The sequence below is a fragment of the Herbaspirillum sp. 3R11 genome (genome assembly GCF_004563925.1).
Lineage (GTDB): Bacteria > Pseudomonadota > Gammaproteobacteria > Burkholderiales > Burkholderiaceae_D > Herbaspirillum.
The window spans coordinates 226,809-245,663 of sequence record NZ_SPNJ01000003.1 but is presented as its reverse complement, the minus strand read 5'-3'; the positions used below and the strand labels follow the sequence as shown (position 1 = coordinate 245,663).

The 18,855-nt window shown below is 60.2% G+C and carries 18 protein-coding genes; 6 read left to right on the top strand and 12 right to left on the bottom strand.

Annotated features, from left to right (window positions below):
* Positions 1-14: 14 nt before the first annotated feature.
* The gene (locus E4P32_RS14575) at positions 15-500 is read right to left on the bottom strand and encodes a YajQ family cyclic di-GMP-binding protein (RefSeq protein WP_116435096.1); all 486 of its coding nucleotides are present in this window, start codon (positions 498-500) and stop codon (positions 15-17) included.
* Between the two features lie 141 nt (positions 501-641).
* Here E4P32_RS14575 and murB point away from each other — a divergent pair, with 141 nt between their 5' ends.
* Positions 642-1,667: a UDP-N-acetylmuramate dehydrogenase gene (gene murB, locus E4P32_RS14570; protein WP_116435097.1), complete on the top strand. Its 1,026-nt coding sequence runs from the start codon at positions 642-644 to the stop codon at positions 1,665-1,667.
* Positions 1,668-1,752: 85 nt separating this feature from the next.
* On the opposite strand, the gene E4P32_RS14565 is transcribed toward murB, so the two are convergent.
* The 4 genes from E4P32_RS14565 to argF are packed head-to-tail and all read right to left on the bottom strand — an operon-like array spanning position 1,753 to position 4,801.
* Positions 1,753-2,067 carry a pyrimidine/purine nucleoside phosphorylase gene (locus E4P32_RS14565; RefSeq protein ID WP_116435098.1) on the bottom strand — a complete coding sequence of 105 codons (315 nt, stop codon included), beginning with the start codon at positions 2,065-2,067 and terminating at the stop codon, positions 1,753-1,755.
* A gap of 31 nt (positions 2,068-2,098) precedes the next feature.
* A complete protein-coding gene (argG, locus tag E4P32_RS14560) occupies positions 2,099-3,439 on the bottom strand; it encodes an argininosuccinate synthase (protein WP_116435099.1) in 1,341 nt (446 codons plus the stop codon).
* 52 nt (positions 3,440-3,491) lie between these two features.
* On the bottom strand, positions 3,492-3,890 hold the full coding sequence (locus tag E4P32_RS14555; protein WP_116435100.1) for a VOC family protein: 399 nt from the start codon (positions 3,888-3,890) through the stop codon (positions 3,492-3,494).
* Positions 3,887-4,801, bottom strand: coding sequence for an ornithine carbamoyltransferase (gene argF, locus E4P32_RS14550; protein ID WP_116435101.1), 915 nt, complete (start codon positions 4,799-4,801; stop codon positions 3,887-3,889). Before argF ends, E4P32_RS14555 begins: the two co-directional genes overlap by 4 nt.
* A gap of 377 nt (positions 4,802-5,178) precedes the next feature.
* Here argF and E4P32_RS14545 point away from each other — a divergent pair, with 377 nt between their 5' ends.
* Positions 5,179-7,350: a TonB-dependent siderophore receptor gene (locus E4P32_RS14545; RefSeq protein WP_116435102.1), complete on the top strand. Its 2,172-nt coding sequence runs from the start codon at positions 5,179-5,181 to the stop codon at positions 7,348-7,350.
* 68 nt (positions 7,351-7,418) lie between these two features.
* Here E4P32_RS14545 and rsgA read toward each other — a convergent pair whose 3' ends face one another.
* From rsgA to E4P32_RS14530, 3 genes are read right to left on the bottom strand one after another with little or no spacing between them, the layout of a single operon-like run.
* Entirely contained in the window at positions 7,419-8,324 is a 906-nt protein-coding gene (gene rsgA / locus E4P32_RS14540) for a ribosome small subunit-dependent GTPase A (protein WP_116435103.1), read from the bottom strand.
* A gap of 2 nt (positions 8,325-8,326) precedes the next feature.
* Positions 8,327-8,680, bottom strand: coding sequence for a 4a-hydroxytetrahydrobiopterin dehydratase (locus E4P32_RS14535; protein WP_116435104.1), 354 nt, complete (start codon positions 8,678-8,680; stop codon positions 8,327-8,329).
* Positions 8,681-8,690: 10 nt separating this feature from the next.
* Positions 8,691-9,965 (bottom strand): M48 family metallopeptidase, encoded by a 1,275-nt coding sequence (locus E4P32_RS14530; RefSeq protein ID WP_116435105.1) that lies wholly within the window; start codon positions 9,963-9,965, stop codon positions 8,691-8,693.
* 111 nt (positions 9,966-10,076) lie between these two features.
* On the opposite strand from E4P32_RS14530, the gene orn reads away from it, so the two are divergent.
* Together orn and E4P32_RS14520 are read left to right on the top strand one after the other, a co-directional pair.
* Positions 10,077-10,667, top strand: a complete 591-nt coding sequence (orn, locus tag E4P32_RS14525) for an oligoribonuclease (RefSeq protein WP_116435106.1) — start codon at positions 10,077-10,079, stop codon at positions 10,665-10,667.
* Between the two features lie 46 nt (positions 10,668-10,713).
* Positions 10,714-11,475: a sulfite exporter TauE/SafE family protein gene (locus E4P32_RS14520; protein ID WP_116435107.1), complete on the top strand. Its 762-nt coding sequence runs from the start codon at positions 10,714-10,716 to the stop codon at positions 11,473-11,475.
* Between the two features lie 22 nt (positions 11,476-11,497).
* Here E4P32_RS14520 and E4P32_RS14515 read toward each other — a convergent pair whose 3' ends face one another.
* Positions 11,498-12,190, bottom strand: a complete 693-nt coding sequence (locus E4P32_RS14515; protein WP_116435108.1) for a UPF0149 family protein — start codon at positions 12,188-12,190, stop codon at positions 11,498-11,500.
* 99 nt (positions 12,191-12,289) lie between these two features.
* Between E4P32_RS14515 and E4P32_RS14510 the strand changes: the two genes are divergently transcribed.
* On the top strand, positions 12,290-13,285 hold the full coding sequence (locus tag E4P32_RS14510; RefSeq protein ID WP_116435338.1) for a serine/threonine protein kinase: 996 nt from the start codon (positions 12,290-12,292) through the stop codon (positions 13,283-13,285).
* 25 nt (positions 13,286-13,310) lie between these two features.
* Positions 13,311-13,892: a DNA-3-methyladenine glycosylase I gene (locus E4P32_RS14505; RefSeq protein ID WP_116435109.1), complete on the top strand. Its 582-nt coding sequence runs from the start codon at positions 13,311-13,313 to the stop codon at positions 13,890-13,892.
* Positions 13,893-13,969: 77 nt separating this feature from the next.
* Here the strand turns inward: E4P32_RS14505 and E4P32_RS14500 are convergent, their stop codons facing one another.
* From E4P32_RS14500 to E4P32_RS14490, 3 genes are all read right to left on the bottom strand, one after another.
* The gene (locus tag E4P32_RS14500) at positions 13,970-15,403 is read right to left on the bottom strand and encodes an NAD-dependent succinate-semialdehyde dehydrogenase (RefSeq protein ID WP_116435110.1); all 1,434 of its coding nucleotides are present in this window, start codon (positions 15,401-15,403) and stop codon (positions 13,970-13,972) included.
* Between the two features lie 165 nt (positions 15,404-15,568).
* Positions 15,569-16,684 (bottom strand): NADPH dehydrogenase NamA, encoded by a 1,116-nt coding sequence (gene namA, locus E4P32_RS14495; protein WP_116435111.1) that lies wholly within the window; start codon positions 16,682-16,684, stop codon positions 15,569-15,571.
* 177 nt (positions 16,685-16,861) lie between these two features.
* Positions 16,862-18,667, bottom strand: a complete 1,806-nt coding sequence (locus tag E4P32_RS14490; protein WP_116435339.1) for an ABC transporter transmembrane domain-containing protein — start codon at positions 18,665-18,667, stop codon at positions 16,862-16,864.
* Positions 18,668-18,855 lie beyond the last annotated feature (188 nt).

Below are 18,855 nucleotides of genomic sequence, written 5' to 3'. Positions count from 1 at the left end.
ACCGTTATTGACCGTTAGTCGCGGAAGTTGTTGAATTCCAGCGGCAAGTCCTTGATTTCCTTACGCAGCATCGCCATGGCGGCTTGCAGGTCGTCGCGCTTGGTGCCGGTCACGCGCACGGCGTCGCCCTGGATGCTGGCTTGCACCTTCATCTTGCTGTCCTTGATGACGCGCACGATCTTCTTGGCGTCTTCGGTCTCGATGCCATTCTTGACCTTGATGACCTGCTTGACCTTGTCGCCGCCGATTTTTTCAATCTTGCCGTGGTCGAGGAAACGCACGTCGACGTTGCGCTTGGTCATCTTGTTGGTCAGCACGTCGCGCACCTGGCCGAGCTGGAATTCGGAGTCGGCGTAAGCGGTCAGGTCGCGTTCCTTTTGTTCGACGCGGGCATCGCTGCCCTTGAAGTCGAAGCGGGTGGTGATTTCCTTGTTGGACTGCTCGACGGCATTCTTGACTTCGACCAGATTGGCTTCGGAGACGGTATCAAATGAGGGCATGGCGATTTCCTTTATATCCTGTGGGCGCGCGCAAAGCGAAGATAAGGCGCTTGCACCCGAAAGACGTGATTTTAACGGACAACCGCGTTTGCGGCTACGCCCGTGCCGCAGCCACATGGCGCAGGCTATAATCCTGCGCTTATGTTTCCCATTCCAGTACAGCGCGATTTCTCCCTGCGCCATCTCAATACCTTCGGCATCGACGCCAGGGCCGCCGCCTATTTGCCGGTCGACGACGTCGATACCTTGCTCGCGGTAAAAAACGACAAGGAATTGTCGGTACTTCCACGCCTGATCCTCGGCGGCGGCAGCAATTTGCTGCTGACCCAGGATTTCGCCGGCCTGGTGCTGCACATGCGCAGCGCCGGCATGCGTATCGTCAATGAGGATGACGACTTCGTCTACGTGACCGCCGCCGCCGGTGAAAATTGGCATCGTTTCGTGCAATGGTCGCTGGACCTCGGCCTCGGCGGACTGGAGAATCTGTCCCTGATTCCCGGCAGTGTCGGCGCAGCGCCGATCCAGAACATCGGCGCCTACGGCATCGAAGTGAAAGACCGTTTCCACAGTCTGACCGCTTTCGATTTCATCGACGGCAAGACGATCATGCTGGATGCTGCGGCCTGCCGCTTCGGCTATCGCGACAGCATCTTCAAGCAGACGCTGCGCGATCGCGCCGTGGTGCTCGATGTGACCTTCGCTTTGCCCAAGCAATGGCAGCCCGACATGAACTATGCCGACGTCATGCAGGAATTGTCGCTGCGACAAATCACCACGCCGTCGCCGCGTGACATTGCCGATGCGGTGATTGCGATCCGCACGCGCAAGCTGCCCGATCCGGTGCAGATCGGCAACGCCGGCAGCTTCTTCAAGAACCCCGTCGTGCCGGCGCAGCAGCGCGAGTCCTTGCTGGCACAGCATCCGCAACTGGTGAGCTATGTGCAGCCCGACGGCGGTTACAAGCTGGCGGCCGGCTGGCTGATCGATCAATGCGGCTGGAAGGGCAGGTCGCTGGGTGCGGCCGGCGTGTATGAAAAACAGGCGCTGGTATTGGTCAACAAAGGCGGCGCCACCGGCAAGGAAATCGCTGCATTGGCGCAGGCGATTCAGGCGGATGTGCAGGCCAAGTTCGGCGTCAAGCTGGAACCGGAGCCGGTGTTCATCTGATCTGCCTTGCGGAGATAAATCGACGCACAATAAAAAACGCGGCCAAGTTTCCCTGGCCGCGTTTTTGTTTGCTGCGTTCCGGCGATTAACCGAAGTGGCAGACGTAATCCACAGTCTCGGTCACTTCGATCTCGAAGCTGGAGTCGCCCGGGACGTTGAAGCTGGTGCCGGCTGCATAGGTCTTCCAGGCTTCTTCACCCTTCAGGCGAACGTTGCAGCTGCCGCCGTTGATTTCCATGATTTCCGGTGCGCCGGTGTTGAAGACCAACGAGGAAGGCAGGATCACGCCCAGCGTCTTCTTGGTGCCGTCGGCAAAAATCACGGTGTGCGAAACGCACTTGCCGTCAAAATAAACATTGCCCTTTTTCAGGACGGTAACGTTGTCGAATTGAGTCGTCATGTTGTCTGGTTTTCGTTGATTGGTTGCGTGATTACTTCGCGTTCTTGTCTTTTTCCAGCAGCGGCAGCGACACCGCGTTGCTGGTCGCCAGCAGGCCGGTGCTTTGATAGATTGCCAGCTTCTGACGCGTGTCGATGATATCGAGGTTGCGCATGGTCAATTGGCCGATACGGTCTTGCGGCGTAAAGGCGCCTTCGCCCTTTTCCATGGTCAGGCGTTCCGGCTGATAGGTCAGGTTGGCCGACTCGGTGTTGAGGATCGAGTAGTCGTTGCCGCGGCGCAGTTCGACGGTGACTTCGCCGGTGATGGCGCGTGCGACCCAGCGTTGTGCGGTTTCGCGCAGCATGATCGCCTGCGAATCGAACCAGCGGCCTTGATACAGCAGGCGGCCCAGCTTGCGGCCGTTGTCGCGGTATTGCTCGATAGTGTCTTCGTTGTGGATGCCGGTGATCAGGCGCTCGTAGGCGATGAACAGCAGGGCCAGGCCCGGCGCTTCATAGATGCCGCGGCTCTTGGCTTCGATGATGCGGTTTTCGATCTGGTCGCTCATGCCGAGGCCGTGACGGCCGCCGATGCGGTTGGCTTCCAGGATCAGGTCGGTCATGTTGTCGAAGGTCTTGCCGTTCAACGCGACCGGACGGCCTTCTTCGAAGCGCACGGTGACTTCTTCCGCCTTGACGGCGACGTCGTCGCGCCAGAACGCCACACCCATGATCGGTTGCACGATCTTGATGCCGCTGTTGAGGAACTCCAGGTCTTTCGCTTCGTGGGTCGCGCCGAGCATGTTGGAGTCGGTCGAGTAGGCCTTTTCCACCGACATCTTGTAGTCGAAGCCGGACTTGATCATGAACTCGGACATTTCCTTACGGCCGCCCAGTTCGTCGATGAAGGTGTTGTCCAGCCATGGCTTGTAGATGCGCAGGTTGGGGTTGACCAGCAGGCCGTAGCGGTAGAAACGCTCGATGTCGTTGCCCTTGAAGGTACTGCCGTCGCCCCAGATGTCGACATTGTCTTCGCGCATGGCGGCGACCAGCATGGTGCCGGTGACGGCGCGGCCCAGCGGCGTGGTGTTGAAGTAGGTGACGCCGGCGGTCGAGATGTGGAAGGCGCCGCTTTGCAGTGCTGCGATACCTTCGTTGGCCAGCTGTTCGCGGCAATCGATCAGTCGCGCCAGTTCTGCGCCGTATTGCAATGCCTTCTTCGGGATTTCGTCGTAATCAGGCTCGTCCGGTTGACCCAGGTTGGCGGTGTAGGCGTAAGGAATGGCGCCTTTCTGGCGCATCCAGGTCAGCGCGGCGCTGGTATCAAGGCCGCCGGAGAAGGCGATGCCGACTTTTTCGTTGACCGGAACGGATTGCAGGATGTTGGACATGATGTTCGTAGTGGCTGGTTATGACGGATGGATTGAATTTACTTGCGCGTAGTTATGCAGGGTCGTGGCAGACAACTTCAATGTTGTGCCCGTCCGGATCGCGGACGAAGGCGCTGTAGTAATCAGGATGGTAATGCGCGCGGATGCCGGGAGCGCCGTTGTCTTTGCCGCCGTCCTGCAGGGCTGCCTGGTAGAACGCATCCACCGCGCCGCGTGAGTTCACGCGGAAGGCGAAATGCAGCGTCGGGCTGTGCGCCGGCTTGTCGGCGGTGGCGCGCGCTAGCCAGAAATCGGGCTTGGGCGCTTCGCCGAAACCGGCAACGTCGGTGCCGCCGGTGACCGAAGCGGACAGCTCCATCAGCAAGGTGTAGCCGATGGGCGCCAATGCCTGCGTATAAAACGCCTTGGTGCGGTCGTAGTCGGAGGGTGTAAAGCCGGTATGGTCGATCATGCCACTTTCCCCAGGACGAGATATTCGAGCAAGGCCTTTTGCACGTGCAGGCGGTTTTCAGCTTCTTCCCAAACCACCGATTGGGGACCGTCGATGACTTCGGCGGACACTTCCTCGCCGCGATGCGCCGGCAGGCAGTGCATGAACAAGGCATCCTTGCGGGCGCGCGCCATCTTGGCCTGGTCGACGATCCAGCCGTCGAAGGCCTTCAGGCGGGCGGCGTTTTCGTCCTCGTAACCCATGCTGGTCCAGACGTCGGTCGTGACCAGGTCGGCGTCCTGGCAGGCGTCGGCCGGATTGGCGAAGAAGGTGTAGCGCTGGTGGCCGGGGCTGACCAGCTTCTGGTCGATGTCGTAACCCTTGGGCGTCGAGACGTTGACGTGGAAGCCGAACACTTCGGCGGCTTGCAGCCACGAGTACAGCATGTTGTTGGCGTCGCCGATCCAGGCCACGACCTTGTCCTTGATCGAGCCACGCTGTTCGATGTAGGTGAAGACATCCGCCAGCACCTGGCAGGGATGGTGTTCGTTGGTCAGGCCGTTGATGACCGGCACGCGCGAATAGGCGGCGAATCGGTCGATGATTTCCTGGCCGAAGGTGCGGATCATGATCACGTCGCACATGCGCGACATCACCTGGGCGGCGTCTTCGATCGGCTCGCCGCGGCCGAGCTGGCTGTCGCGGGTGTTGAGGTAGATCGCGGCGCCGCCGAGCTGGTGCATGCCGGCTTCGAAAGACAGGCGTGTACGTGTGGAATTCTTTTCGAAGACCATGACCAGCGTGCGATCGGCCAGCGAGTGATGCGGCTCGTAGTTTTTGAATTTGCGTTTAATCACACGCGACCGCTCGATCACGTACTCATACTCATCAAGCGTAAAGTCGGAAAACTGCAGGTAGTGTTTGATTGCCATAAATAAAAACGGCGGCCAGGGGGCGCCTGCCGCCGATTGTTGTAACTGCTTAGATTATAAGGGATTCGGGCCAAAAAGATACCCAAAAGCAGGCATGTCGAGGGCGGGATGGCAGGGTGTCGCTCTATGGCATGACGGCCGTCGCGGAAAAGGGGGACAGGGAGCATGTCGGCGACTGTCCAAGTGTGGGATCGCGACTGGGTAAATTAAATTGTTATTTTGACATTTATTGAAATCAATTCCAGTTGGCATTTTCAGATTCGCGACGAGATGATCGGTACTCAGCGATTTTCTCAGGATTTTCGCACTTGTTGAGAATTGTTCTCAACATAAATCATTAGACTGCGCCTCTTTCAAAGACCAGTCGAGTGATCAACATGCCTTTTTTTCCTGTCCGTCGCGGCGCACGGCTCCGGCCCCTTGCCATCGCCATTTGTTCCATCGTTTCTTCCTTTGACTACGCTTACGCGGCCGATGGCTCCGAGAGCGAAGCCGTCGATTTGCCTGCCATCGAGATCCGCAGCAAGCGCAGCCACTACGATCCGCGTCCGGCTTCCATCAGCACGGCAACCAAAACGGATAGCGATCCGCACGATGTACCGCAGACGATCAACAGCATCAAAGTCGAAGACATCGCCTCGTACGGTGGTCGGACGCTGGCCGATGCGTTGCGCGGCGTACCGGGGGTTTCGAATGCTTCGGATACCCGTTTCGATTCTTTCCGTATTCGCGGTTTCTCGAGTGCCGGTGACGTCTTTCTGGATGGTGTACGCGACGACGCGCAATATGTTCGCAGCCTCGGCAACATTGAAAGAGTAGAAGTGCTCAAAGGGCCGGCTGCGGTGCTATACGGTCGTGGCAGCGGGGGTGGAGTCATCAATCGCATCAGCAAGCAGCCAGGACATGACGTGCAGAGTAGCGTCAGTCTCACGGCCGGGAGCTATAGCCAGATTGGCGCAGCGGTGGACATCAATCAAGTATTGTCCGAAGAGTGGGCCATGCGCGTCAACGCCGGGCGCGAGCATGGCAACAGCTTCCGTGACGGCGTCAATAGTTCGCGCCAATACCTTGCTCCCTCGCTGAAATGGGACGATGGTCGCACCAGTTGGTTATTGCAGACGGAACTCTCCGAGTACGACCGAACTCCCGATCGCGGCATGCCAGCCGGGCGTCGTGGCAGCAGCTCCGCTACATACAGCTACTACTTGCCACCGGCAGCCATCGGCACTACTTACGGCGTACCGAGCCGTGATTACATTAAAGACAGCAATCTTTATCTGCGCTCGACGTTGGAACACAAATTCGATCAGGACTGGAAGCTACGCTATGTGCTCAGCATGCTGAGCTTGAACAGCATCTTCGACAATACCTACGCGAACAACTGGACGGCAGACAACAAGAGTGTCTCGCGCGTACGCTGGCAGCAGAATCTGCATCAACGCAACTGGCAAAACAACCTGGAGTTGGAAGGAAGATTCGATACCGGGCCAGTCAGGCATGAGATGCTCGCTGGCGTCGAATACAGCGTGGTCCGCCGTCAGCCGACTCTTTATACAATCGCATCCAACGACGTAGCGTTGCTTAACCCTTCCAAGGCGGCCGGCTCCTCGTCACAACCAGGCTTATTTAGCAGCAGCCTGCATCGCGCCGATGGCATCGCCTTGTATGCGCAGGACCAAATGACATTTTCACCGGAGTGGAAGGTGCTGTTGGGGCTGCGCTGGGATCGTTTTGCGGCCGACTCCACCAGTCGGCCTACAAGCCGGAACAGCTTTAACCGAGTCGAGCGTACGACGTCTGCGTTGAGCCCCAGGGTTGGCGTTGTCTGGTCGCCACTGGTCGATCACAGTATTTATGCTTCGTACAGCAAAAGCTTTATTCCTTCCGGCGGCGCCGACACGGTGAATCTGGATACAGGCACGAGTACCGTTTCCAACAATAGTTTGTCGCCGCAATTCAGTAGGCAGTTTGAAGTCGGTGTGAAGAGCGATTGGCTGGACAAGAAAATTAGTTCCACCCTGTCGGTGTTCCAACTGGATCTCTACAATCGTCGAACTCAGATCCAACGCGATCCGAGTCTGTTCATCGTCAACGGCTTGGAGCGCAATCGTGGAGTGGAGTTGGCACTCAATGGTCAAGTAGCTAACAACTGGTTTATCCGCAGTGGTTTTACGATTCAGCGCGCGCGTATCGTTGAGGCGCCTCGTTGCGCTACCTGTACAATCCCGGCACTTCAGGGGAAACGTTCGACGGGCGTATCCAGCGCTAATGGCAGCGTGTTCGTCAGCTTTGCCCCGGCGCAGGGATTCTTCTCCGAACTCGGTTTGGTCTACGAAGGTTCTCGCTATGCAGACGTCGCCAATCAATTTGATTTGCCCGCCTATACCCGTTGGGACGGCAAGGTTGGCTATCGCCTGCCCAAGGTAGAGTTGACGTTCGCGGTCACCAACTTGACCAATCGCCGCTACTACGATACTTCCACTTCGTTGACGCAAATCATGCCCGGTTCGCCGCGAAGCGGATTCTTGTCGGCGGTTTACAAGTTCTGAACTGTCATCGGAAAAAGCAAAAAGCCGCTCAGGATTGAGCGGCTTTTTTTATGTTGAGCTGATCGGAATCAGTACAGCTTCTGCGACGACTCATGCAGCAATTGCACGTACAACTGATGCCGCATGCGCGCAATCTCGCCGCTTTCCACTGCTGCCAGCACCGCACAAGCGGGCTCGCTCAGGTGATGGCAGTTGTAGAACTTGCAGTGGCCGAGATGCGGCGCGAATTCGCGGAAGGCGCGCTCCAGCATGCCTTCGCTCAACTGATACAGGCCGAACTCTTGAAAGCCCGGTGAATCGATGATCGCCGTATCGTCCGTCATCACATACAGCCGCGTGAAGGTGGTGGTGTGCTTGCCGGTGTCGAGTGCGGCGGAGATTTCGCGCACGGCGATGTCGGCGTCCGGCACGATCAGGTTGATGATCGATGATTTGCCCATGCCGGATTGACCGATCAGGATCGTGGTCTGGCCTTGCAGCAAGGGCATGATGGTGGCGTGGGTCGCCTCGGGTTGCGCCGTTGCCGACACTTCGTGGATCGGGTAGCCCAGCTTGCGGTACACCTCAAGACGTTCACGCGTGCGCGGCAGCGCTGCTTCGATGTCGGTCTTGTTGAGGATGATGTGGGCGGCGACACCGGCGGACTCCGCTGCCACCAGCGAGCGTGAAATCAGGTCGTCGGTAAAACCCGGTTCGGTCGCCACCACGATGAACAATTGGGTGACGTTGGCGGCCAGCAGTTTGGATTTGTATTGGTCCGAGCGATACAGCAAAGTCTTGCGCTCGGCAATGGATTCGATCACGGCCTGGTTGAGCGAAGTGCGCTTGAGGTTGATCTTGTCGCCGACGGCGACGTCGCTCTTCTTGCCGCGGGTGACGCATTGCAGTTTTTCTTCGCCTACTTGCGCCAGATAGTGGCGGCCGTGGGCGGCGATGACGGTGCCGACTTCAGTATTGTTTTTGGGTGCGCTCATGCTCAGGAAAAAGTCTGGTGGAAAATCGCATCCACCTTGGCGGCGCAGATGAAATCGTTTATCGACAAGCCGCCGCGTCCTTCGTTGACGCTGTGCGTGTCGAACTTGGCGACACAGCGGTTGTAGGTCACGACCAGTTCCGGATGATGGTCTTCGGCATGGATGACATAGGCAATGGCATTTACGAACGCCAGCGTCTCATGGTAATCCTCGAAGGCATACGATTTGACCAGCTTGCCTTGTTCCAGCGTCCAGCCCGGCACCAGCGGCAGGTATTGCTGGATGTCGGCATCGTTGAAGGCGGCGACCTGATGCTGGCTCTTTTGTGTCAGCAGGGTTTGGGTTGTCAGTGTCATGGTGTGCTCCTCAGTGTGCCGCGTTCAGTTTGTCGTGCAGTTTTCCTATCCGCAGCGAGGCGGGAGGATGCGAATCGTAGAACGCGGAATGCAGCGGATCCGGCGTCAGCGTCGAGGCATTGTCTTCATACAGCTTGACCAGCGCCGACACCAGGTCCTGTGCATTGGTGTGCTGGGCGGCGAAGGCGTCGGCTTCGAACTCGTGCTTGCGCGACGACAGCGACGACAACGGCGACAGCAGGAAAGTGAAAATCGGCAGCGCCAGCATGAACAGGATCAGCGCCATCGCATCGTTGTTGCCGAACAGCAGCGGGTTCACGCCGAGACCGGTATAGAACCAGGCCTGGCCCTTGAGATAGCCCAGCAGCGCCAGGAAAGCCAGCGAAATCGCGAACATCACGCTGATGCGCTTGACGATGTGCTTGAGTTTGAAATGGCCCAGTTCATGCGCCAGCACCGCTTCGATTTCCTGCGGCGCCAGACGCGCCAGCAGCGTGTCGAAAAACACGATGCGCTTGCCCGCGCCGAAGCCCGAGAAGTAAGCGTTGCCGTGCGCGCTGCGCTTGGAGCCGTCCATCACGAACAAGCCTTTGGACGCAAAGCCGACGCGCTGCATCAGGCTCTCGATACGCGCCCGCAGGCTGTCGTCGTCGAGCGGCGTGAACTTGTTGAACAGCGGTGCGATCACGGTCGGATACAGCACCAGCATCAGCAGCTGGAAGCCGCTCCACACCAGCCATGCATAGAACCACCACAGCGCGCCGGCCTGGTCCATCAGCAGCAGGATCACCCACAGCAGCGGCAGGCCGATGGCGGCGCCGATCAGGCCGGTCTTGACGGCGTCAACGAAGAACAGCGTGCGCGTCATCTTGTTGAAACCGAAGTACGCTTCCAGCACGAACTGGCGGTAATAGTCGAACGGCAAATCGATCAGACCGGAGATCACCGCGAAGGAGCCGATCAGGCACAACTGGTACACCATGCCGGGACCGCCCAGCCATTGCAGCAGCAGGGTCGACAGCAGTTGCAGTCCGCCCAGCAGGGTAAAGCCGATCAGCACGGCGGCATTCACGAGCAGCGCAAGGATGCCGAACTTGGTGCGCGCGACGGTGTAATCGGCGGCTTTCTGATGCGCCGCGAGCGGGATTTTTTCGGCGAATTCAGCCGGCACTGCGCTGCGATGCGCCAGCACGTGGCGGATGTGGCGCGAGCTGAGCCAGAACCGGACGAGCAGCGTCACCAGCAGAAAACCGACAAACAAAACTGAAAACGTGAGTGAATACATTCTTTCCCTGTGCGAAAATGGCGGATCAAGACCGCTCAAAAAATTCGATGAAAATGGCGAATCGAATGGGGGGAGCGGCCGATTCAAGCAGAATATGAAGAAAGAACGATTATGTCACAAGCCACCGACACCAACGCCGCTCCGTATACGATACCGGCGCGTCCAAACGAGTTCAACCTGATCTGGGTCGATATGGAAATGACCGGCCTGGATCCGGACAACGACCGCATCATCGAAGTTGCCGTTGTGGTAACAGATCCTGAGCTCAATGTGCTGGCCGAAGGCCCGGTGTTCGCGATTCACCAGTCCGATGAGATCCTCGACGGCATGGACGCCTGGAACAAGGGCACGCACGGCCGCTCCGGCCTGATCGAGCGCGTCAAGGCCTCGACCGTGACCGAAGAAGAAGCCTCGGCGGCGCTGATCGCTTTCCTCAAGCCTTTCGTGCCGGTCGGCAAGTCGCCGATGTGCGGCAATTCGATTTGCCAGGATCGCCGCTTCATGGCGCGCGGCATGCCCAAGCTGGAAACCTTCTTCCACTACCGCAACCTCGACGTGTCCACACTCAAGGAACTGTGCCGTCGCTGGAAACCCGAGCTGGCAAGCGGTTTCAAGAAGCATCAGAAGCACACCGCGCTGGCCGACATCATCGAATCGATCGAAGAGCTGAAGTACTACCGCGAGCATTTCATCAAGGAGTAATCCTGATGACCATGCCGACGACGGGATTGCGGCCGGGGACCTTGCCTTGATCCAGGATCCGCTGTTCTACGCAGCGGCGATCCCCGCGGTGCTGATCGTCGGCATTTCCAAGTCCGGGCTGGGCGGCGGCTCGCTCGGCATCCTTTCCATTCCCATCCTGTCGCTGGTTGCCTCGCCCTCGGTCGGCGCGGCAATCATGCTGCCCTTGCTGATCGCCATGGACATCATGGGACTGATCACGTTTCGCGGCAAAGGCGACCTGCGCAATCTGCGCATCCTGATTCCCGCCGCGCTGGTCGGCATCGCCATCGGCGCGCTGACCTTCCGTTTCACCTCCGACGCCATGCTGCGCGGCCTGATCGGCATGCTGTCGATTGGTTTCGTGGCGCAGCGCCTGCTTGGCCGCGGCCGCGTGTTGCAGCCCACGTCGCCCAGCGTGGTGCGCGGATCGGTGTGGGGAACCATGTCCGGCTTCACCAGTTTCATCGCCAATGCGGGCGGACCGCCGTTCGTGATCTATCTTGCGCCTCAGCAACTCGACAAGCTGGTCTTCGTCGGCACCTCGGTGATTTTCTTTTCGGTCATCAATGCGGTGAAAGTCGTGCCGTTCGTGCTGCTCGGCCTGTTCGACGCGCGCAACCTGACAACCTCGCTGGCTCTATTGCCGCTGGCGCCGGTCGGGTATTGGCTGGGATTGAAATTGCTGATGAAGGTGGATCAGGTGCGCTTCTACCAGATCACCATTGCGGCCTTGTTCGTGGCGGGCTGTAAATTATTATGGGATGCTGCCGGAGCTTATCTGGGATAAGCCCCGGTATTGAGAGCCTTGCTTAGGCCTGGTCGGCGCCGCAGCACTTCTTGTATTTCTTGCCGCTGCCGCATGGACAGTCATCATTGCGGCCGGCCTTGGGGCCGTCGCGGCGCACGGTTTCCACCGCCGACTTGCGATGCGGCAGCCAGTATTTGTAGATGTGCGGAATCGCCGATTCCACTTCCACCGCCAGCTTGTGCGTCTTGACCGGATCTTCGACCAGGGCGATTTCTTCCTCTTCCAGTTCATCCGAGCCGAGCAGGTAAATCGGGCGCATCAGCTCGGCCAGGTTGGAATGGAAAATCGGATCCCACTCCTTGGCGCGCATCTGGATGCCTTCCCAGAATCCCCACGACCAGGCTTCGCCGTCGAGCAGGCTCTTGCCTTCGTGTTCGCGTTCGCAGAACAGCGGCTCGTATTCCTTGGGCGCCACTTCCAGCGTGATGGCGATTTCGTTCATCGAGCGCGCGATCAGGCCGGTGATGCGTTCGGCTTCCTTGGGGTTCTTGAACTTGGGCGTGTCCTCCGGCTGACTGCCCCAGACGCGCGGCAGCCATTCGGCCATGAGGATTTCCTGCGGGCCGATCACCAGTGCGGTGAGGAAGCCATGCAGCGTATCCATGGTCATGGCGTCTTCCGCGCAGCGGTCGGACAGCAGGAAATCGTCGAGTTCGTCGAACTCTTCGTCGGAGAGAGGTTGGTCAAGTTGCATGATGTGCGTCCGTGTTGCGAATAAAACCGCAGTTTAATTGCTATTGGCTACGGAGGCGAGGATTACCGCAGCTCCCCCCGGGCACGTACAATGGCAGCCATGACCGATTCCACCACCGTATTCAACTTCGCCGGGCTGTCGCCGGACACCGTGCTCGATGCACTCGACAGCGTCGGCCTCTACGGCGACGGTCGCCTGCTGGCGCTCAACAGCTATGAAAATCGCGTCTACCAGGTCGGCATGGAAGACGGGCCTCCCATCGTCGCAAAGTTCTACCGGCCGCAGCGCTGGAGCGATGAAGCAATCCTCGAAGAGCACGCTTTCGTCAGCGAACTGGTCGAGCAGGAAATCCCGGTCGTGCCGGCGATGCTGCTCCCCAACGGCCGCAGCCTGCAGGAATTCCAGGGCTTCCGCTTTGCCGCCTTCACACGTCACGGCGGCCGCGCGCCTGAGCTCGATAATCCCGACACGCTGGAATGGCTGGGCCGCTTCATCGGTCGCATCCACGCGGTCGGGATGCCGCGTCCCTTCGAGCATCGGCCCGCGCTTACTATCGCGACCTTCGGTGAAGAGCCGCGCGATTATTTGCTGGCTAATGATTTCATTCCGATGGATGTACTGACTTCGTACAAGAGCACCGTCGATCTGGCGCTGGACGGCGTGCGTCGCTGCTTCGACCGTGCCGGCGACATCAAGCAGTTACGCCTGCATGGCGACTGCCACGTCGGCAACGTCTTGTGGACCGATGCCGGTCCGCATTTCGTCGACTTCGACGACAGCCGCAGCGGTCCGGCGATTCAGGATTTGTGGATGCTGTTGTCGGGCGAGCGCGGCGAGATGGTGCGCCAGCTGTCCGATCTGCTGGCCGGCTATGAAAGTTTCTGTGAATTCGAGCAGCGCGAGCTGTATCTGATCGAAGCTTTGCGCACGCTGCGTTTGATCCATTATTCGGCATGGCTGGCGCGGCGCTGGGAAGATCCGGCGTTCCCGCAAGCTTTCCCGTGGTTCAATACCCAGCGTTACTGGCAGGACCGAATTCTGGAATTGCGCGAGCAGATCGCGCTGATGGATGAACCGCCTTTATGGCCTTTGTGATTCTTGGAAAACAAGTGAGGAAGCAATGAGCGTACAACGCTGCGCCTGGGTCAATCTCGCCAACCCGCGCTACGTGACTTACCACGACGAAGAATGGGGCGTGCCTTGCCACGACGAGACGCGCCTGTTTGAAATGCTCAACCTGGAAGGTGCGCAAGCCGGCCTCAGCTGGGAGACCGTGCTCAACAAGCGCGAGACTTACCGCGCCGCCTTCGATCAATGGAATCCGGAAAAGATCGCGCGCTACACCGACGCCAAGGTGGCCAAGCTGCTGGCCGATCCGGGTATCGTCCGCAATCGCCTCAAGGTGGCGGCGACCATCACCAATGCGCAGAGTTATCTGCGCCTGCGCGACGAAGTCGGCGGCCTCGATCCTTTCCTGTGGGCGTATGTGGACGGCAAGCCGCTTCGCAACAAATGGAAAAGCCTGGGCGAAGCTCCGGCCAAGACGGCGCTGTCGGATCAGGTGTCCAAAGACCTGCTCAAGCGCGGCTTCAAGTTCGTCGGATCGACGATCATTTACGCCTATCTGCAAGGCATCGGTGTCATTGATGACCACGTCGTCGACTGCCACTGCCACGGTCGCAAACACAAGCAGCCCAAGTAACACCGCCGCATTTGCCGCAATGGAAAAAGCCCGCGCTCCTTTGAAGAGCGCGGGCTTTTTTTCGCCGTACGAAGTGCTTACACGTCCAGCTGCGAAACGAACTTGGTGTTGACGTAAGCTTCGATCGCTTCGGTGCCGCCTTCGGAACCGTAGCCGCTGTCCTTGATGCCGCCGAACGGGACTTCCGGCAGCGCCAGGCCGAGATGGTTGATGGTGATCATGCCGCTTTCGACGCGTGACGACAGCGCGTGCTTGGTCTGCGCCGACTTGGCGTAGGCATAGGCAGCGAGGCCGAACGGCAGGCGGTTGGCTTCGGCGATCACTTCATCCAATGTGTCGAACGAGTTGATCAGCGCCAGCGGGCCGAACGGTTCTTCATTCATCGCGCGCGCCGACAGCGGCACGTTGGTCAGCACGGTCGGCTCGAAGAAGTAACCCTTGTCGCCGACGCGCTTGCCGCCGAAGCGCAGTTGCGCGCCTTGTTCAACCGCATCGCTGATCAATGCCTCCAGCGCCGGGATGCGGCGCTTGTTGGCGACCGGGCCCATGGTGGTGCCGGTAACCGTGCCGTCGCCCACCTTGAGCTGGCTGGCGACGGCGATGAACTTCTCGACGAAGGCGTCGAACACATTCTTTTGCACCAGGAAGCGGGTCGGCGACACGCACACCTGGCCGGCATTGCGGAACTTGGCCGTTGCCAGTTGCTTGGCGGCGGCGTCGATGTCGGCGTCGTCGAACACGATGGCCGGTGCGTGACCGCCCAGTTCCATGGTGGCGCGCTTCATGTGCGTGCCGGCCAGTGCGGCCAGTTGCTTGCCGACCGGGGTCGAGCCGGTGAAGGAAATCTTCTTGATGATCGGATGCGGGATCAGGTATTCGGAGATTTCCGACGGCACGCCGTAGACCAGGTTGACCACGCCGTCAGGGATGCCGGCATCGGCAAACGCACGGATCAGTTCGGCCGGCGAGGCCGGGGTTTCTTCCGGCGCCTTGACGATGATCGAGCAGCCTGCAGCCAGTGCGGCGGAGAGTTTGCGTACGACCTGGTTCAGAGGGAAGTTCCATGGCGTGAACGCAGCGACCGGACCGACCGGCTCCTTGATCACCATCTGATACGCGTTCGGCACACGTGCCGGCACCAGGCGGCCGTAGGTGCGGCGGGCTTCTTCGGCGAACCAGTCGATGGTGTCGGCGGCGCCCAAGGTTTCAGCCTTGGCTTCGGCCAGCGGCTTGCCTTGTTCCAGCGTCATCAGCAGCGCCACTTCATCAGCGCGTTCGCGCAGGATGTTGGCGGCCTTGCGCATGATCTTGGAGCGCTCGAAAGCGGAGACCTTGCGCCAGGTTTCAAAACCTTTTTGCGCGGAAGCCAGCGCGGCGTCGAGGTCTTGCTTGTTGGCGTGGGCGATGTGGCCGATGACTTCTTCGGTGGCCGGATTGACGACCGCAATGGTGCGGTCGGAAACGCTGGCGGTCCAGCGACCGTCGATGAAGAGTTGGACGTCTTTATACATGGATATCTCTTTGCAGATCGGGTGGGTGAAAGGTGTCGGCTTGAAGCAGTGCAGCGGCTTTAATTCACAGCCGGCGACGGCTCAATGCGGAAATGAAAGGCAGGCGTCATTTATACCACGCCATCAAAAACTGCGCCGACCCGGCAGGCCGGCGCAGGGGAGTAATCAATCCAGATCGCTGTAGTCGACGTTCTCGCGCAGCGGCGTCTTGCTCGATGCGGCGCGCACGTATTGCGGCGGCCAGGCGACGTTTTCCTTGAGTTCGTCGGCGGCGTGCAGCGGCCAGTACGGATCGCGCAACAGTTCGCGCGCCAGCAGCACGAGGTCGGCTTGTTCCGTGCGCAATACGTGTTCAGCCTGGGTGGCGTCGGTGATCATGCCGACGGTGCCGGTGGCGATCTTCGCTTCGTTGCGCACGCGCGCCGAGAATGCAGTCTGATAGCCCGGCCCGGTCGGGATCACCGCAGTGGCGACATTGCCGCCGCTGGAGACGTCCACCAGATCGACCTCTGCCTCGCGCAGCAGGCGCGAGACGGCGACGATATCGTCCGGCGTCAGGCCGCCCTCGGTCCAGTCGGTGGCCGAGACGCGCACGAACAGCGGCAGGTCGGCTGGCCATACCTTGCGCACGGCGGCGACGACTTCCAGCAGGAAGCGTGCGCGGTTTTCCAGGGTGCCGCCGTATTGGTCGGTGCGCTGGTTGCTCAGCGGCGACAGGAATTCATGCAGCAGGTAACCGTGCGCGGCATGCACTTCGACCACCTTGAAACCGGCCTTGAGCGCGCGCTGGGCAGCATCCGCAAATGCCTGCACGCGTTCGGCGATGGCGGCGACGCTCAGCTCGACCGGCGCTTTGAATGTTGCGTCGAACGGCAGCGCGGACGGACCGACGGTTTCCCAGCCGCCTTCTGCTGCGGGGACGGTGCCGGCTTTGCCGGCCCATGGACGCCATGCGCTGGCCTTGCGGCCGGCATGGGCCAGCTGGATGCCGGCGAACGAGCCCTGGGTTTCGATGAAACGCGTGAGGCGTTGCAGCGGTTCGATGTGTTCGTCTTTCCAGATGCCGACGTCTTCCGGCGTGATGCGGCCTTCGGCCAGCACGCCGGCGGCTTCCACGATCACCAGCCCGGCGCCGCCGACGGCGCGGCTGCCCAGATGCACCAGGTGCCAGTCATTGATGAAGCCGTCTTGTGACGAGTACTGGCACATCGGCGAGACGACGATGCGGTTGGGCAGAGTCAGTCCGCGCAAGGTGAACGGAGAAAACAGTTTGCTGCTCATCGGAAACTCCTGGTTGTGCGCGGCGCGCCTGGGATGAAGGCGCGTCTTCGCGGATGGGGAAATGACGGAAGTGGTTGCGGGCTGAATGTGGCCAGAATCTGGCCTCAACCCGAAAGTCTATTTTATTTTTTGAAACCGCGTACGAGGAGGCCGGATGCCGGAGTCCGGCCGGCGTCCTCAGTCGGTATTGAACTGCAACGCCGCCAGGCTGGCGTAAAGGCCATCCTGCGCGATCAGCTCGGTATGCGTACCGGTCTCGACGATGCGACCGTGTTCGACCACCACGATGCGATCGGCGCGCTGCACGGTCGCAAGGCGATGCGCGATGACCAGCGTGGTGCGGCCGACCATGGCCGCCTCCAGCGCCATTTGCACGAGTCGCTCCGATTCGGCGTCGAGCGCGCTGGTGGCTTCGTCGAGCAACAGCAGCGGCGGATTCTTCAGCAGGGCGCGGGCGATTGCGATGCGCTGGCGCTGGCCGCCCGAGAGGCGCACGCCACGCTCACCGAGGAAGGACTGGTAACCCTGCGGCAGGCGCTCGATGAATTCATGCGCGGCGGCCATCTTCGCGGCCGCAATGACTTCTTCATCGCTGGCGTCGGCGCGGCCGAAGCGGATGTTCTCCAGCGCGTTCTCGGAAAAGATCATGGTGTCCTGCGGCACGATGCCGATGGCGTTGCGCAGCGCCGGCAAGGTCAAGAAACGGATGTCGACGCCGTCCAGCGTGATCTTGCCGTGTTGCGGATCGTAGAAGCGCAGCAGCAGCTGGAACAGCGTGGTCTTGCCGGCGCCGGACGGGCCGACCACGGCAATCGTTTCGCCGGGTTTGATGTCCAGCGACAAATGCATCAGCGCGTTGCTGTCGGGGCGCGACGGATAGTGGAACACCACGTCGTCCAGTCGCAGGGCGGCGCCGTTGGCGGTGCGCGGCGGCAATGTCTCCGGCAGCAGCACCGATTGCACCGGCGACTGTGCCGCCAGCAGGTCGAGCAGGCGTTCGGTGGCGCCGGCGGCGCGCTGGGTGTCGCCCAGCACTTCCGACAGGGCACCGATGGAGCCGGCCACCAGCGAGGCGTACAGGATGAACTGGCCGAGCTGGCCGCCGCTCATGCTGCCTTGCACGACCGCATGCGCGCCCAGCCACAATACGAACACGATGGCGCCGAACACCAGCAGGATCGCCATCATGGTCAGCACCGAACGCGCGCGGATGCGCTGCATGGCGGTGTGGAAAGCGCGCTCCACCGAGGTGCCGAAACGCTTGGCCTCGATCTCTTCATGCGTGAACGCTTGCACGGTCGGCATGGCGTTGAGGATTTCGCCGGCCAGCGCCGAGGCGTCGGCCACGCGATCCTGCGATTCGCGCGACAGCTTGCGCACGCGGCGGCCGTAGAACACGATCGGCAGCACCACCGCCGCCAGCATCACGATGATGATGGAGGACAGTTTGACGCTGGTGATGAACAGCATGACCATGCCGCCGATGAAGAGCAATCCGTTCCGCAGCGCCATCGAAATGCTGGTGCCGACCAGGGTCTGGATCAGCGTGGTGTCGGTGGTCAGGCGCGACAGCACTTCGCCGGTCTTGGTGGTTTCGAAGAACTGCGGGCTTTGCGTGACCACGTGCGCGTAGACCGCGCTGCGCAGATCCGCCGTGACGCGTTCACCCAGCCACGACACCATGTAGAAGCGCGCCGCCGTCGCTACGCCGAGGACGCAGGCAACGCCGAACAGGGCGAGGAAATAGAGATCGATGTGCAGCGTGCTGGCGGCCGCGTCGGCGCCGCCGATGCCGCTACTGCCGAAGCCCAGATCGATCATTTGCCGGAAGGCGTAGGGGATTGCCAGTGTCGCCGCGGCAGCGACGATCAGCGCCAGGCCGGCCAGCATGAATTGACGCTTGTAGGGTTTCAGGAAGGGGAGCAGGCCGATCAGGGTTTTGATGCTGCCTTTGGCTGGTTCTGGTTTGACGCTTGATGACATGTTAGCAAGATTCTTGATGTTGATGAAGCAACTTTGGCGGCTGGATGTCGGATTTTTTATCGGGCGGTGAACCACGCGATTGATTGCAAGTCGATAGAATGCATAAGTATATGCATTCATCAGATATGCAAGCCGCTGTTCTTTTCCTGGCGCAGAGCTTGAAATGCGCAGGGTGCACGCCATATCTG